We start from the raw sequence: 14,175 nt of genomic DNA, 5'->3' as shown, positions 1-14,175 counted from the left end.
AGTCGGTGGTCACGGACGCGCCGCTGGTGAGGAACTGTGACTGCCATTCCTCCTCGGTCATGGCGCCCTCGACCCAGATCGGGTCGATGAGGCCCTCGGAGTAGATCTGGTTGTACCACTCGACCATCTCCCGGAAGTTGTCCGACATCAGGTCGAAGGACCCGCCGCTGCTGGTGTCGTAGAAGCCGCGGCTGTGGCCATCCTCGATCGCGAAGCCGGCACCGAACGCGTAGGCGAGGTTGAAGAACGAGTCGCGCCCGCTCATCGGGTAGTAGTTGCTGTCGCTGCCGTAGGTCTCCTTCAACGCACGCAGCGCCTCGGTGAGCTCGGCGATCGTGCGTGGCACCTCGGCGATGCCCGCCTCGGCGAACATGTCGGCGCGGTACATGGTGGCGGCGCCGATGGCGGGCCGCTCCATGATCAGGCCGTAGATGGCTCCGCTCGGGTCGGTGATGAGGCTGCGGAAGTCCTCGTTCTCGTCGATGTACGCCTGGATGTTCGGCGCGTGCTCGGCGATCAGAGGCGCCAGGTCGACGAAGGCGCCCTGCGGCCCGTAGACCTGCACCTGCGCGAGCGTGGCCACACCGGAGTCACCGATACCGCCGCTCGTCATGTCGAGGTCGATGGTTTGGTAATAGGTGTCGTTCGGCCCACCATCGACGAGCTCGACGTCGACCCCGGTGCGCTCCTCGATCTCCGGCAACCACAACTGGTCGCCGAGCCAGACAGCCTGCTGCTGCGGCAGGCGATAGCTGAAAGATCCGCCGTCAGCGCCCTCGCCTCCGTCGCCGTCGCCATTCCCGCCGCCGCCACAGGCCGTGAGCACGAGCCCGGCTGCGAGGAGGCCGGCGCAACTGCCGGTGAAACGTCGTCGATTCATGATTCTCCCTCGAATCCGCAGCGCCTGGCGCGTACGGCGGGCGCCGAGGGGACCTGGCTGTCCCGCTCGATCCCCGCTGAGGTTTGGTGATTCCACGCAATGCTAGGGCGACATAGCGGTCATGTCTAGCGTTTCGCGCAGTTTGCGATAGCGATCCTGCGTAGTTCGCGCGCTCTAGTGCGCGCACTCCTCGGCGTCCCACGCCACCACCGCACGGTCACCGCACGCGCCCTCATGCACCTGCGTTCCCCGGCACGCCACCCGCACCCGCCGTTGCTCGCCGGCGCCAGTGATCTCGACGTCCAGCACGTGGGCACCGATCCGCACACCGTGAAGCGCAACGTCCCCTGCCCCGATGTCGAGCGGCGCCACCACGAGCTCACCCTCGCCCGGCTGCAGGCCGACCACGTGCCGCACCAGCACGTCGATGAGCGAGGAGTGGTTGTAATCGGGCTCGTCGCTGATCGGCTCGCCGGTCAACGGGTCGTAGTGCTCCACCAGATACGGGACCGCGAGATCGCCGTCACGGAAGTGTGAGCGCAGGTAGGACCAGAGCCCGGCGGAGAACTCCTGCGCCGAGGCCTCATCTCCGTGCCGCTGCGCCGCGCCCCCGATCGCGTCGAGCGCGATCCCGGTCGTGTACGGCCAGGCCGGGCCGTTCCACATGCACCCGTTGCGGCCCTTGAGGAAGTTCCCCATCCAGCCCCCCTGCGGCCGGAAGGCGGGGCAGTCCTGCGCCGTGGAGGGGTACCGCAGCGGCGTCCCGAAGAGGTCGGGAGCCACGGCCGCGCGCAGCCCGGGCAGGTGCTGCTCATCGGTCAGGCCTGCCCACCACGGGTAGAAGCCCACCACGTTGCGCACGCGCGCCTGCTCGTCGGTGTCGTGGTGCAGGTCGTAGAAGAAGCCCGACTCGGCATCCCACTGCTTGTCCAGGATCGAGCGGCGCACCTGCTCGGCGATGGCGGTCAGCTCGGTCGCCCGCGGGTCGCCGCCGATCAGCCCCGCCGCCGCACGCGCGTTGAGGTAGGTGTAGATCGCGCGGTCCACGCGCTTGAGCGGCGTGAAGGTCTCCGGGTCCTTGGCATCGCTGGGGTAGTCGTGGAAATACCAGTAGCTGGGTTGGTACTCCTTGCCTGTGCGCTTGTGGTCGGCCTCGATCGGCAACTCGTCGGCGCCCGCATGCAACGCGGCGCGGTGCTCGAGCAGTGCTTGCTTCACGGCCGCCTCCACCGCCTGCGGCGGCAATGCGTCGCGGCCGTGCACCTGCGCGAACTCAGCCAACGCGTGGCCGAAGTAGTTCGCGTACCCCTTCGAGTGGCGCCGGATCTTGGTGGCGCACAGCTCACCGGACTCGTTCTGGGTGGCTGCGGCCGCTGTCATCGCCGCCGTACCCCAGGCGGGGTCGTGGTGCCAGCGCAGGTCGACCACGTGGAACGGCGTGGACAGCGGCACCAACATGCTGAACTCGTGGCCCGCTACCGCCCACGGCTCCTTGGTGTGCTTGTGCGAACGCCCCTCGGTCACGGTCAGCCCCGGCAGCAGCCCCAGCTGTGGCTCGGTCAGGCAGGAGCGCAGGATGTACCAGCGGTACGCCCAGGTGCGGTCGAGCATCGGCGAGCCAGTCCGTAGGTCGGGGACGCCGTCGAACCATTGCTGATACTCGTCGAGCTGTCGCTCGAGCAGTCCGCCGTCGACGGCGTCCCACTCGCTGGTCTTCTCGATCACCGGATCGAGGGGGTCACCCGAGGTGTGCCGCACCGCGGCCACCACCTGCACCCGGTACCGCCCGCCGGGTGCGAGGTCGACCCCGGTCCAGATCTGAGGATCCGAAGCGGACACCTCCGCGTGGATCGTGAAGTCGTAGGCGGTGATCTCGCGATCACCACGCACCCGGCCATCTGCCTCGAGACGGCACCAGTCGCCGTCGAAGGCTGCCGTCAGCTGGACCGGCTCGGTGCCGGTGTTGACCCACTCCTGGATGCTGACCGCTTCGTCGGTCCAGGTGACGAAGCGGGTCTCGTCCACGCTGACGCCGCCATCGAAACGCTGCCGGCTGCGCAGGTGCGAGGGCCGCCAGGTGCCGTCGCTGCGCTCGGGTGCGGCGGGCCGGTCGGGCGTGATCGTGAACAGCAGCGGGATGTTGATCTTGTGGACGTAGTCGATGCTGCCGCTGAAGCCGGGGACGTCCTCGAGCGACTCGGCCCACAGCCGGCGACCGGTGGGACCGAGCAGCAGCCGATCGGGCCGGGTGCGCAGGCTGCGGTGCGGTCCGGTGAGTGCGTCGTCGATGTTCACCGGCTGGCTCCTCGAGCAAGCGCCAGGTGCGCGCCCGCAGCATCGTCGAGATGGTTGAGGTCGCACGCGATCGTCACAAGGTCGAATCCTGCAGCGACCCGCTCGCTCGCCACCTGACCGCCCGAGGTGTGAATACCCACCTGGACCCCAGCGGCCCGCGCTGCCGCGACGATCCGGTCGAGCGCACGCGCGAACTCCTCGGCAACCGCACTGTCGGTGCTCGAGCGGCCACCGATCGCCAACGTCAGGTCAGAGGGCCCGATGTACAGGCCGCTCAACCCAGGCGTGGCCGCGATCTCCGCGACGTTCGCCAGCCCGGCCGCCGACTCGATCATCGCGTAGACGCGCAGGCGGTCGTTGATCCGCTCGATGTCGGTGCCGGTGCGCAACACCGCGCGCATCGGGCCGTAGGAGCGGGTGCCGGCCGGCGGGTAGCGCACCGCGGCCACGGCGGCAGCCGCATCGGCGGCTGTGTCCACCATCGGCACGATCACGCCATCGGCCCCCGCGTCGAGCGCCTGCGAGATGACGCCTGGGGAGTTCTCCCGCACGCGGACCAGACCGAGCGGCACCGGAACCCCTGCAGCTGCGGCCAACGCTCCACCTGCGCTGATCGCGATCAGCGCCGCCACTACGCCACGGTGATCGAGCAGCCCGTGCTGGGCATCGACGCACACGTAGTCGTAGCCGTGGCGCGCGATGCGCTCGGTGGCCACGGGTGCGTCCATCACCACCCAGTAGCCGATCGCGGCCGGTGCGGAGTCCGTCATGTCATCCTCGATGGTCAGCGGGCGTAGGGGGGTGCGGCGTCCTGTGCCGCCCGGGTGCGAGCCCGGACCTCGTCCTGGAGGTCCTGCGGCAGCGGGCCCCGGCGTAGTGCCGCGAGATTGCTGGTGACCTGCTCGGGTCGAGAGGCGCCCACGAGCACCTGCGTGACCTGTGGGTGCGAAGCGCTCCACCGCAGTGCGAGTTCGGTCGGCGGCATGCCCGCCTGCGCAGCGAGATCGGTCAGGTCATCCACGATCGCCAGGAACGCCTCGGTCCAGTACCGGCCGCGGTACATGGGAGCAAGCAGAGAGTCGGCGAACCGACCGGTCTGCGGTGTGGATCCGGAGCGGTACCGTCCCGACAGCAGGCCACCGGCGAGCGGGTTGTAGACCACGACCTCCACGTTCCGCTCCCGCGCGAACGGCAGGAACTCGACCTCGAGCGTGCGCGCGATCGGGTTGTACAGCTGTTGCGCGCGCACCGGCTCGGGCACGCCCTGCGCGCGGCACTCGGCCGCCAGTTCCGCGACCTGCCAGCTGGCGTGGTTGGAGGTGCCGAGGCGTTGCGCCAGCCCCGCAGCGATCACCTCGCCGACGCCCGCGACCGTCTCGGTCAGCGGTGTGCTCCGATCGGGCTGATGCAGGTAGAGCGTCTCGAGCGGGCGGCCCAGCCGCTCCACCGAGCCCCGCGCACACCGCACGATCTCCGCCCGACTCAACGGGCCGCCGTCGACCGGTTGTTGCATACCCACCTTCGAGGACACACGCACGGTCTCGGGGACGCGGCGCAGGATCCGACCGAGGATCTCCTCGGTCCTGCCCTGCGCGTACGTCACCGCGGTGTCGAGCTCCGTCACCCCGAGGTCGACGGCGGTGCTCACGATCTCGGCAGCCCTCGCCTCATCGACCGTGTCACCGAAGGGCATCGTGCCCAGTGGGTGGGTGGCGGTCATGACCGCGCCAGCGTGGCCACCGGCACCCGGACGTGCTTGATCGTGCGGCGGGCGTAGGAGTAGCTGAGGTCCACCACCGTGCCGTCGGAGACCATCGCCGGGTAGGACAGCTCGCGCTTCTTGCGCCCGGGGGTGGTCTCGAGCGAGGGGTGGATCGTGCTCTCGTCCTCGAGCACGTACACCTGGGCCCACGTCAGGCCGCGGTCGCGGGAGACCTGGATCGTCAGCGGCAGCCGGTGCGGCGAGCCGGAGACGTGCCGGTCGAGCGGCGCGGCCACGCCGGGGGCGCGCACCTTGTAGCCCTCCTCGACCTCGGGCCGGTCGCCGAGGTGCCCGCCCTCGGGGCCCCGGACCGGGTTGGAGGCGAGCAGGATCACCTCGCCACCCGCGCCATCGGGCACGGTGCAGGCCATGATCGAGGAGTTGCCGTTGGGGATGGTCAGCGGCCGCGGCGCGGTCCACGTGTCGCCGTCGTCGTTCGACTCCGACCGGTACACATGGTCGCCCCACCGGCTTCGGTAGAAGGCGACCAGACCGCCGTCGGCCATCGGCACGATGCACATGTGCACCGCGCCCACGCTGCCAGGCACCTCGATCTCGCGCCAGGTGGCGCCGGCATCGTCGGTCACCAGCACCGAGGTGTAGTCGCCATCGCCGTGCCAGACCCGGCCCGGCAGCGCCGGGCAGTGAAAGACCGGCAGCAGCCAGCGGGTGGCGGTGCGCTGGATCAGCGGGCTGCGCGTGAACAGGCCGACGCTCTCACCGAACCGCTCCGGCGCCGACCAGGTGCGGCCGCCATCGCTGGAGTACTGCTGCTTGAGCAGCGCGGTGTCCTGCGAGCCGAACTCCTGCGCGGTGTAGAGCAGCCAGAGTCGGCCATCGGGCAGCTCGGCGAGCACGGGGTTCTGCTCCGAGCGATCCGGATCGTCCGACGCCTTGACCGCCGGCTCCCACTCGCTCGCACCACGCGGCAGCCGGGCGGTGTAGATGCACGCATCCGGGCGGGCCTCGCGGGCACCCGCGAACCACGCGCACACGAGCGTGCCGTCGCGCAGGTAGGTCAGGAACGAGGCGTGGTTCTCCACCCCGGGTGGAGCGAGCCAGGCGGCAGCGCTACCGTCGGCCCGATCCCTCAGCACGGAGTCGTATCTCAGCTCTTCCATGAGCACCCCTCGGGGAAGGTCGTGGCGGCACGCAGGCCATTTCGCGCAGAACGCGCATCAACCTAACATGTTCTGCGTGTTTTGTGCGAAGATGGCTCCAGGCGTTCCGCGCAGGAGGATGAGGCATGGCCAAGAAGACTGAAGTGCGGCGAGAGCAGATCGTGACGTTGGCGTCCGAGACGGGGCTGACCAGCGTGGAGGCTCTCGCTGCGCAGTTCGGCGTCACGCCGTCCACGATTCGCCGCGACCTGGCACAGCTGAGCGCCGAAGGGCGGCTCGCACGCACCTACGGCGGCGCCATCGCGCCACAGGCACATGTCGAGAGTTCGCTACGCGAACGCGAACGCGAGGGATACGCCGCCAAGTCCGCGATCGCCACCTGGGCCGCCGAGCAGATCGAGCCCGGCGAAACCATCCTGCTCGACGCCGGCTCGACCACCAGCCTGGTCGCCCGCCGGCTGCCCGAGATCGCCGACCTCACGGTGGCGACCGCGAGCATCCCGGTGATCACGGCGCTGCAGGGGCGCGAGGACCTCGAGCTGATCTCGCTCGGCGGCAGGTTGCGGGCGCTGTCGCAGGCGTTCGTGGGCCCGCTGACCGAGATGGCGTTGGAGCGGCTCACGTTCGACCGCGTCTTCCTCGGCACGGATGGCGTGGCCACGGACGGCTCGATCTGTGAAGCAGAGCTCGACCAGACTCGCCTGAAGGAACTGCTCGCCGGCCGCGCGCGCGAGGTCTACGTGCTGGCGCACTCGGCCAAGCTCGGGCAGGCACCCTTCAACTCGTGGGCCCGGTTGGCAGGACCGTGGACCCTGGTGACCGACTCCGGCGCAGACCCGGCGTTCCTCGCAGATTTCACCGCAGGCGGACGCCGCGCGGTCACCGCCGACCTGCCCGCATGATCCCTCATCACATCTGGGCCGATGACCTGACTGGCGCTGCCGAGGTGGCCGACCTGCTGGCTGCCCGAACCGGTCGCACCGTGTCGCTGGCTCTCGGAGACGCCGAGCCCGCGAGCGCGGACATCGTGGTGCGCGACCTCGACCTGCGGCACACGACCGACGCGGCCGCCCGCACCGCACTCCGTGCACGACTACGTCACGTGCCGGTGACCGAGCGGATCTTCCTCAAGATCGACTCCCAGCTGCACGGCCCGGTCGCGGGCCTGGCGGGGGCGATGCTCGACGGCGGTCGCTCCCTCGTGCTCTGTGCCGCCAACCCGACCCTCGGCCGGGTGGTGATCGACGGTCGGCACCAGGTGCCGTCCGCGACAGGGCCGGTGACGACCTCGATGACCGCGCTGCTGGCGGCGGTCCCCCACCAGCTCCTCACGCGCGACGACGCGCGCCCTACACCGGGCGGCGAGCCGCTCGTGCTGGCGGCCGATGCCCAGTCCGAAGGTGACCTCGACGCGCTGGCGAGCACCGCCGTCGACCATGGTCTCGACGGTGCCGGTGCGGCGGCACTGCTGGCAGCGCTTCTGGGGCCGGCGCCTGCGGCGGCCCCGGCGGTCTCGCCACCGGGAGGGGCGCTCATCGCGGTGGTCGGCAGCACCGAGGCCGCCGCGCACGCCCAGCTCGACGCCGCTGCTGCACACCCTGGGGTGGAGGTCGTCGAGGCACACCCGCGGCAGCTCGCGGAGGCCATCGCCACCGCCGACGAGGCGCTCCGCGGGGGCCGCAGCGTCGTGCTCAGCCGCAGCTCCGGCACCGACGCGCTCACCGCACTGACCGAGGTCGCCGCCACGGTCATCGCACGCCGGGACGCGGCCCGCACCGTAGCCCTGCTGACCGGCGGCCACACCGCACGGCTCGTGCTCGACCGGCTCGCCATCACGGCATTGACGGTGATTCCGGGCGCGCTGGATGCGGCGGTCCGACTGCAGGCCCCATCGGGACTGACCGTGATCACCAAGCCGGGCAGCTATGGATCGGCGGACGCCGTGGTCGCCCTGCACGAGAGCCTTCACCCTGTCCCCCACGAGGAGCCCCGATGAGTCAGCAAGCAGCCCCGATCGCCGTCACGATGGGGGATCCGGCCGGAGTGGGCCCGGAGGTGTGCGCCGCGGCGCTCGTGGACGAGACGGTGCTGGCTGCAGGCCGACCGGTCCTCAGCGGCGACACCGGGCGGATGCGGCGCGCCGCAGCGTTTATGGGTGTGCGCGCAGAGATCCACGAGGTCGCCTCGCCGCAGGAAGCGCGACCGAGCCCGGAGCGGATCGAGGTGCTTCAGGTGGGCGAGCTCCCGGCCGATCTCGCGTGGGGCGAGGTCAGCCCGCTCGCCGGCCACGCGGCGTACCGCTACATCGAGGAGGCGTCGAAGCTCGCCGTGGCGGGCGTGGTCTCCGCGATCGCCACCGCCCCGATCAACAAGGCCGCCCTGCACGAGGCGGGGCACCTGTTCCCCGGGCACACCGAGATGCTGGCGCACCTCACCGGCACCGAGGAGGTGTCGATGATGCTGACCACGCCGGGGCTGCGGGTGATCCATGTGACCACCCACATCGGTCTGATCGACGCGATCGAGCGCATCGACCCCCCGCTGGTCGAACGCACCGTACGCCGCGGCATCGAGGCGCTGCAGCGGGCGGGCATCGCCGAGCCGCGCGTGGGCGTATGCGCGATCAACCCGCACGCCGGCGAGAACGGCCTGTTCGGGCGCGGTGAGGAGGCCACCAAGATCCAGCCGGCGATCGACCGGCTGCAGCGCGCGGGGTTCGATGTCAAGGGACCGCTCCCCGCCGACACTGCCTTCTATCTCTCCAGCCGCGGCGAGTTCGACCTGCTGGTCGCGATGTATCACGACCAGGGTCATGGGCCGGTGAAGGTCCTCGGCATCGAGGAGGGCGTCAACGTGACGGTCGGGCTGCCGGTCATCCGCACCTCCGTGGATCACGGCACCGCCTTCGACATCGCTGGCCAGGGGGTGGTCACGCACGCCAGCATGATCCAGGCGACGCTCCAGGCCGCCGCCCTCGCCTCCCGCACCCCCTGACTCCACCCACGAACTTCAACACTGATCCGACCCCACGACGCTTTCAACGCTCTTCCGGCAGGGCACCGCTTTCAACGCTCTTCCGGCACCACCAGGATTTCAACGCTGATTCGGCGCCACGAGGGTTTCGATGCACGTCCGGCGCGGCGAGGGCGCTGCCTCGAGGCGGGGGCGGCGCCCGATTAGCGTTGAAAGCCTCGCCGTGCCGGAAGAGCGTTGAAAGTGGGAGGGTGGCGGGATGGCTCGGATCCCCGCGGCAGAGGTGGACGTGACGCCCGAGCTCGTGCGCACCCTGCTCGCCGATCAGCACCCGGACCTTGCGGACCTGCCGATCACCCCGTTCGCCAACGGCTGGGACAACGCGATGCTGCGCCTCGGCGAGGACCTGCTGGTGCGGATGCCGCGCCGCGCGCTCGCCGCGGAGCTGGTGGAGCATGAGCAGGTCTACCTCCCTGTTCTCGCCTCGAGATTGCCGACGGCGGTGCCGGCACCCGTGCGGGTGGGTCGCCCTGCGTTGGGGTACCCGTGGTCATGGTCGGTCCTGCGCTGGCAGTCGGGGCATGCGCTGGGCTCGGTGCCGTTGAGTGAGCGGGCGGGGGTCGCCGTGGCGCTCGGCGAGTTCCTCGCCGCGCTGCACACCCCGGCACCGGAGGACGTGTGGCAGTCGCCGTACCGCGGCGGTTCGCTGCGAACCCGAGCCGATGTGGTCGCCGAGCGAACCACGCGCTATGCACCGGATCATGCCGAGCGCCTGATGACCAGGTGGCACACCGCCGTCGACCAGGACGATCCGCCCGGCCCACGGCTGTGGGTTCATGGCGATCTGCACCCGCTCAACGTGCTCGTCGAGGGGGCCGCCCTCGCCGCGGTCATCGACTGGGGAGACGTCACGGCCGGCGACCCGGCGTGCGACCTCGCGATCGCCTGGCTCGGGTTCGAGCGGGCCGACGGCGCGGCGCTGCGCGAGACGTACGTCGCCGCCGCGACCCACCACCTCGACCTCGATCTGCTGTGGACACGTGCCGAGGCGTGGGCGCACCACCTCACGATGGTGATCCTCGACGCCTCCGACGACCACCCCGAGCTCGCCGCGGTGGGACGGCACGGATTGTTCCGCCTCATGGGCGACTGAGCCTCGTACGCGACGCGCCATACTCCTGCCATGGCCACTCGCTCCCCCGCTGCGGCGGTTGCCGCTGCCTGCCTGATCGCCGCCCTGACCGCCTGCGGGATCGGCAGCGACATCCCCGATCAGCCGCCCAACCCGACCACCGAGCCCGAGACCCCGGAGGCGACCACGACCGGGGACCAGGACCCCACCGACGACGACCCGGCTCCGGCGACCGCACCACCGGAGTGCGACGGCATCCTGTTCGGGACCGACCAGGAGATCGACGGCATGGTGCTGGGCGACTGCATGGCCGCCGCCATGCTCGCCGCGGGTTCGGGCGCTCACGTGGTGGAGAACTCCACCGGTACGTCCTACGCCCAGTACGAGTGGACGCCTGACTTCTCGATGCACGTCCAGGGTGAGGTGGAGGTGGTCCTTCGTGGCGACGACGGCTGGATGCGCACCGAGACCGGCGGCTGGGTTCGGGGTGATGTGAACTCAGCCGACCCCGAGGAGATGATGGCCGGCACGATGGTCGAGCTGGTGCGGGCGTTCGGCGACCCGCGCGCGATCGCGTCCGTGCTCGCTCAGACCAGCTGGCTGATGAACGGGCAGGAATCGGTGCCCGACGACGAGGCGCTGGCCGACACCGCCTGGCTGCTGGAGCCCACCGGAACGATCGAGATGTTCGGCGTGACCGCCACGGACGTCCAGTTGTGGCTCGGCGCCGACTACCTCGGCGTCTACTTCGTGGCCACTGCCTCGGCGATGGGCGTGAGTGACACCACCTCGAACACCTTCACCCAGTGGGGGCAGCCGGTCGAGATCCCGGATCCGGGCGAGTGAGCAGGTCTACCGCATGGCGATGATCAAGACCTACCGCCGTGACGACGCCGGCGCACTTCACTACCGCGAGGCGTGGACCGAACGCAGCGGCGTCCGTATCCACGAGGGCAAGGTCGGCAGCAAGGGCAAGAATCGCTTCACGAGCGCCCGCAGCCGCACGTGGCCCACCTACCCGACCGCCACCGAGATCATGCGCACCTACACCGAGGAGGCCGCGGCCGAAGGGTTCCACCCCGTGGACGGCGACGCCCACGGCTGGGTCGTGCTGCAGGTCTGGCTGGCCTCGCCGGATCTGTCCGACCCTGAGGACTCCCGGCTGTTCGACGAGGGGCAGGAGGCGCTCGATGAGTACCTCGGCTGGCGCGGCGTGGGTCACTACGACGGCAATGACATCGGCGCGAGCACCAATCCGGACGAGTCCGGCACCGTGCTCAACCTGTTCTGCAAGGTGGTCGACACGGCGCTCGGCGTGAAGGTAGTGCGCGGTTTCGCTCGGGAGTTTGGCGTGACGGGACGCCACCTGGTCGCTTCACGCGAGCCCAGCGAGGACTCGCCCTACGTGCTGGCCTGGGCGTCGAGCAAGAAGGACAAGACCTTCACGCTCTGATCCTCAGCGCTGCTGGTGGTGCGCGTAGTAGTCGGCGAGGTCGGGCGGCACCGGCGAGATGTGCTGGGGCTGGCTGCCCGTACGGAGCGAGGTCGCTCCTGCCACGCCGGCCGCGACGGCGTCCCTCGCCGCCACCGGTGATGTGTCGGTCGGCGAGCCGGTCCGCACGAAGTCGCAGAACTCGGCCACGGTGAGCGGGTCGGCACCGCCGTGCCCGCCGTCGGCACCCTCGATCGGGTACTGCACGTCGCCACGCTCGGAGTACGCCGTGCGGCGGTTCCACACGCGGATCTCGCCTCCACCGCCGTCGCCGGCGTTCTCGAGGCGGCCCTCGGTGCCGATCACGGTGTAGTTGCGCCAGTAGTCGGGCGCGAAGTGGCACTGCTGGTAGCTGATGAGCACGCCGTTGTCGAGGCGCCCCATCACCATCGAGATGTCCTCGACGTCGACCACAGGGTTGAGCTCGGTCTGGCTGCTGGGCGGCCAGTTGTCCAGGGAGTACCAGTCCTGCATCACCCGGCCGGAGTTGTCGCGCCGGTCGGTGATGTCGCCGTAGAGGGCGAGGTCGCCGATCCCTACGACGTCCCGTGCCACTCCGCCGGCGAGCCAGTGGATGACGTCGAGGTCGTGCGCGCCCTTCTGCAGCAGCAGGCTCGTGGTGCGCGCCCGCTCGGCGTGCCAGTCTTTGAAGTAGTAGTCGCCGCCGTCGCCCACGAAGTGGCGGCACCAGACCGCTTTCACCTCGCCGATGTCGCCGCGGTCGATGATGGCCTTCATCTGACGGATCACCGGCATATGCCGCATGTTGTGGCCCACGTACAGCTTGGCGCCCGTGTGGTGCGCAACCTGAAGGATCCGGTCGGCTCCCTCGGTCGTGATGGCGATCGGCTTCTCGAGGTAGACGGCGACCCCGGCCTCGAGCAGCGCGACCGCCACTTCCTCGTGGGTGTCGTCGGGCGTGAGCACGATCGCGGCATCAAGGTGAGGCCCATCGGTCACCAGCTGGGCGACCGAGTCGAACCGTGGCACGGTGCGGCCGATCTGCGCTGCCAGCCGCTCAACCCCCGATTGATCCGGGTCGGCGAGTGCGACCACCTCGCCACCCGCACCCGCCAGGTGGCGCACCAGGCCGACGCGTGCTCCGGCTCCCACGACACCGATCCGTAGGTCACTCACTCATGCTCTCCTTCCGGCGTCTCGCGCCGCGTGGTACCGGTCAAGCGCCTCGCGACGCTCCTCAGCGTGGTCGACGATGGGATGCGGGTACCCATCCGGCACGCCGCCATCGGCGTCCCAGGGGTGGTGGACGACAGCGGCGGACAGCTCTGCAAGCTCGGGCACCCATCGCTTGACGTACGTGCCGTCAGGGTCGAACTTCTCCCCCTGCAGCACCGGGTTGAACACTCGGAAGTACGGCGCGGCGTCGGTCCCAGTGCCGGCGACCCACTGCCAGCCGTGCTGGTTGTTGGCGAGGTCGCCATCGATGAGGTGGTCCATGAAGTGGGCTGCCCCCCGCGTCCACTCCTGATGCAGGTCCTTGACCAGGAACGAGGCCGCGAGCATCCGCACTCGGTTGTGCATCCAGCCCTCATGCCGCAGCTGCCGCATCCCGGCGTCGACGAGCGGGTAGCCGGTCCGGCCCTGCTGCCAGGCTCGAAACGCGGTGTCGGCCTCGGCGCCGGTGTCGTAGGCCATCGAGGCGAGCTCGTCGTGGAGGTAGCCGTGAGCCGATCCGGGCCAGAAGTGCAGCACCGCCCCGTAGAACTCACGCCACGCGATCTGCCTGCGGTAGGCCTCGGCCCCGTTGCTGCGCCGCCGGCCGAGGTCGGCGAGCATCGTCCGCGGATGGATGGTGCCGAGCTTGAGGTGCGGCGACGCCCGGGAGGTCACGTCGAGATCCGGGCGGTCGCGATCCTGGTCGTAGCCGGGGAGGTCGTCGTCGAGGAAGCGCTGCCACTGCGACGATGCGGCCGCCTCGCCCGCAGGCGGGAGTGTGGCCTCGTGCGCAGGCTCCTCCGGCAGGTCCTCGGAGGCAGCTGACCGCCAGCTGATCCTGTCCGGCTCGGAGTCTGCCGGAGCGCGCCAGCCGTGGTCACGCCACGCCCGATAGAACGGAGTGAAGACCTGGTACGGGTCGCCGTCGGCCTTGACGATCCGGCCGGGCGCGACGGCGTAGGGAGAGCCCGTGCGTACCAACGGCACCTCGAGCACGTCCTCGACCCGACGATCACGCGCGGAACCGTACGGAGTGAAGTCGGCACTGATGTGCACCGACTCCGCGCCCGCCTCAGCCGCGACTTCCGGCACCACCGTCTCTGGCCGGCCGGTCCGTAGCACGAGCGTGGCACCGCGACCGGCAAGATCCTCGGCCAGGGCGCGCACGGCGCGAATCAGGTACGCCACTCGCGGTGCACCGCCGTCGAGCAGTCGGGGGTCGAGCACGAACAGCGCGAGGACGTCACCGCCGTCGGCAGCCTCCATCAGGGCAGGGTGATCGTGCAGCCGCAGGTCGCGGCGGAACCACAGGACACGCACCGGCGAGGTCACCCGATCACGCTA

General features: G+C 70.3%; 13 protein-coding genes. 6 read left to right on the top strand and 7 right to left on the bottom strand.

Annotated elements, in window-relative coordinates:
* The 5 genes from ACOJSN_RS23820 to ACOJSN_RS23800 form a co-directional block, all read right to left on the bottom strand.
* Positions 1-880 (bottom strand): hypothetical protein (locus tag ACOJSN_RS23820; protein ID WP_420114969.1); only part of this gene is annotated, 880 nt, incomplete at its 3' end.
* A gap of 174 nt (positions 881-1,054) precedes the next feature.
* Positions 1,055-3,175: an MGH1-like glycoside hydrolase domain-containing protein gene (locus ACOJSN_RS23815; protein ID WP_420114968.1), complete on the bottom strand. Its 2,121-nt coding sequence runs from the start codon at positions 3,173-3,175 to the stop codon at positions 1,055-1,057.
* Positions 3,172-3,945 (bottom strand): HpcH/HpaI aldolase family protein, encoded by a 774-nt coding sequence (locus tag ACOJSN_RS23810; RefSeq protein ID WP_420114967.1) that lies wholly within the window; start codon positions 3,943-3,945, stop codon positions 3,172-3,174. The genes ACOJSN_RS23815 and ACOJSN_RS23810 overlap by 4 nt, the downstream gene beginning before the upstream one ends.
* A gap of 14 nt (positions 3,946-3,959) precedes the next feature.
* Positions 3,960-4,895: an aldo/keto reductase gene (locus ACOJSN_RS23805; protein ID WP_420114966.1), complete on the bottom strand. Its 936-nt coding sequence runs from the start codon at positions 4,893-4,895 to the stop codon at positions 3,960-3,962.
* Positions 4,892-6,058, bottom strand: coding sequence for a sialidase family protein (locus tag ACOJSN_RS23800; protein WP_420114965.1), 1,167 nt, complete (start codon positions 6,056-6,058; stop codon positions 4,892-4,894). The genes ACOJSN_RS23805 and ACOJSN_RS23800 overlap by 4 nt, the downstream gene beginning before the upstream one ends.
* A 125-nt stretch (positions 6,059-6,183) precedes the next feature.
* On the opposite strand from ACOJSN_RS23800, the gene ACOJSN_RS23795 reads away from it, so the two are divergent.
* The 6 genes from ACOJSN_RS23795 (at position 6,184) to ACOJSN_RS23770 (ending at position 11,616) form a co-directional block, all read left to right on the top strand.
* Complete coding sequence (locus ACOJSN_RS23795) at positions 6,184-6,960, top strand: DeoR/GlpR family DNA-binding transcription regulator (RefSeq protein ID WP_420114964.1); 777 nt, start codon at positions 6,184-6,186, stop codon at positions 6,958-6,960.
* Entirely contained in the window at positions 6,957-8,054 is a 1,098-nt protein-coding gene (locus ACOJSN_RS23790) for a four-carbon acid sugar kinase family protein (protein WP_420114963.1), read from the top strand. The genes ACOJSN_RS23795 and ACOJSN_RS23790 overlap by 4 nt, the downstream gene beginning before the upstream one ends.
* Entirely contained in the window at positions 8,051-9,052 is a 1,002-nt protein-coding gene (pdxA, locus tag ACOJSN_RS23785) for a 4-hydroxythreonine-4-phosphate dehydrogenase PdxA (protein ID WP_420114962.1), read from the top strand. The genes ACOJSN_RS23790 and pdxA overlap by 4 nt, the downstream gene beginning before the upstream one ends.
* Before the next feature lie 238 nt (positions 9,053-9,290).
* Entirely contained in the window at positions 9,291-10,184 is an 894-nt protein-coding gene (locus ACOJSN_RS23780) for an aminoglycoside phosphotransferase family protein (RefSeq protein WP_420114961.1), read from the top strand.
* A 30-nt stretch (positions 10,185-10,214) separates the two neighbouring features.
* Positions 10,215-11,009, top strand: a complete 795-nt coding sequence (locus ACOJSN_RS23775) for a hypothetical protein (RefSeq protein ID WP_420114960.1) — start codon at positions 10,215-10,217, stop codon at positions 11,007-11,009.
* Between the two features lie 13 nt (positions 11,010-11,022).
* The gene (locus ACOJSN_RS23770) at positions 11,023-11,616 is read left to right on the top strand and encodes a hypothetical protein (RefSeq protein ID WP_420114959.1); all 594 of its coding nucleotides are present in this window, start codon (positions 11,023-11,025) and stop codon (positions 11,614-11,616) included.
* Positions 11,617-11,619: 3 nt separating this feature from the next.
* Here ACOJSN_RS23770 and ACOJSN_RS23765 read toward each other — a convergent pair whose 3' ends face one another.
* The gene (locus ACOJSN_RS23765) at positions 11,620-12,792 is read right to left on the bottom strand and encodes a Gfo/Idh/MocA family protein (RefSeq protein ID WP_420114958.1); all 1,173 of its coding nucleotides are present in this window, start codon (positions 12,790-12,792) and stop codon (positions 11,620-11,622) included.
* The gene (locus ACOJSN_RS23760; protein WP_420114957.1) at positions 12,793-14,163 is read right to left on the bottom strand and encodes a cryptochrome/photolyase family protein; all 1,371 of its coding nucleotides are present in this window, start codon (positions 14,161-14,163) and stop codon (positions 12,793-12,795) included. It lies immediately after the preceding gene.
* Between the last annotated feature and the right edge of the window lie 12 nt (positions 14,164-14,175).

Source organism: Pseudactinotalea sp. (genome assembly GCF_048594945.1).
Taxonomy (GTDB): Bacteria; Actinomycetota; Actinomycetes; order Actinomycetales; family Beutenbergiaceae; genus Pseudactinotalea.
The sequence above is the reverse complement of the archived record's forward strand: the minus strand, read 5'-3'. Positions and strand labels throughout refer to the sequence as shown.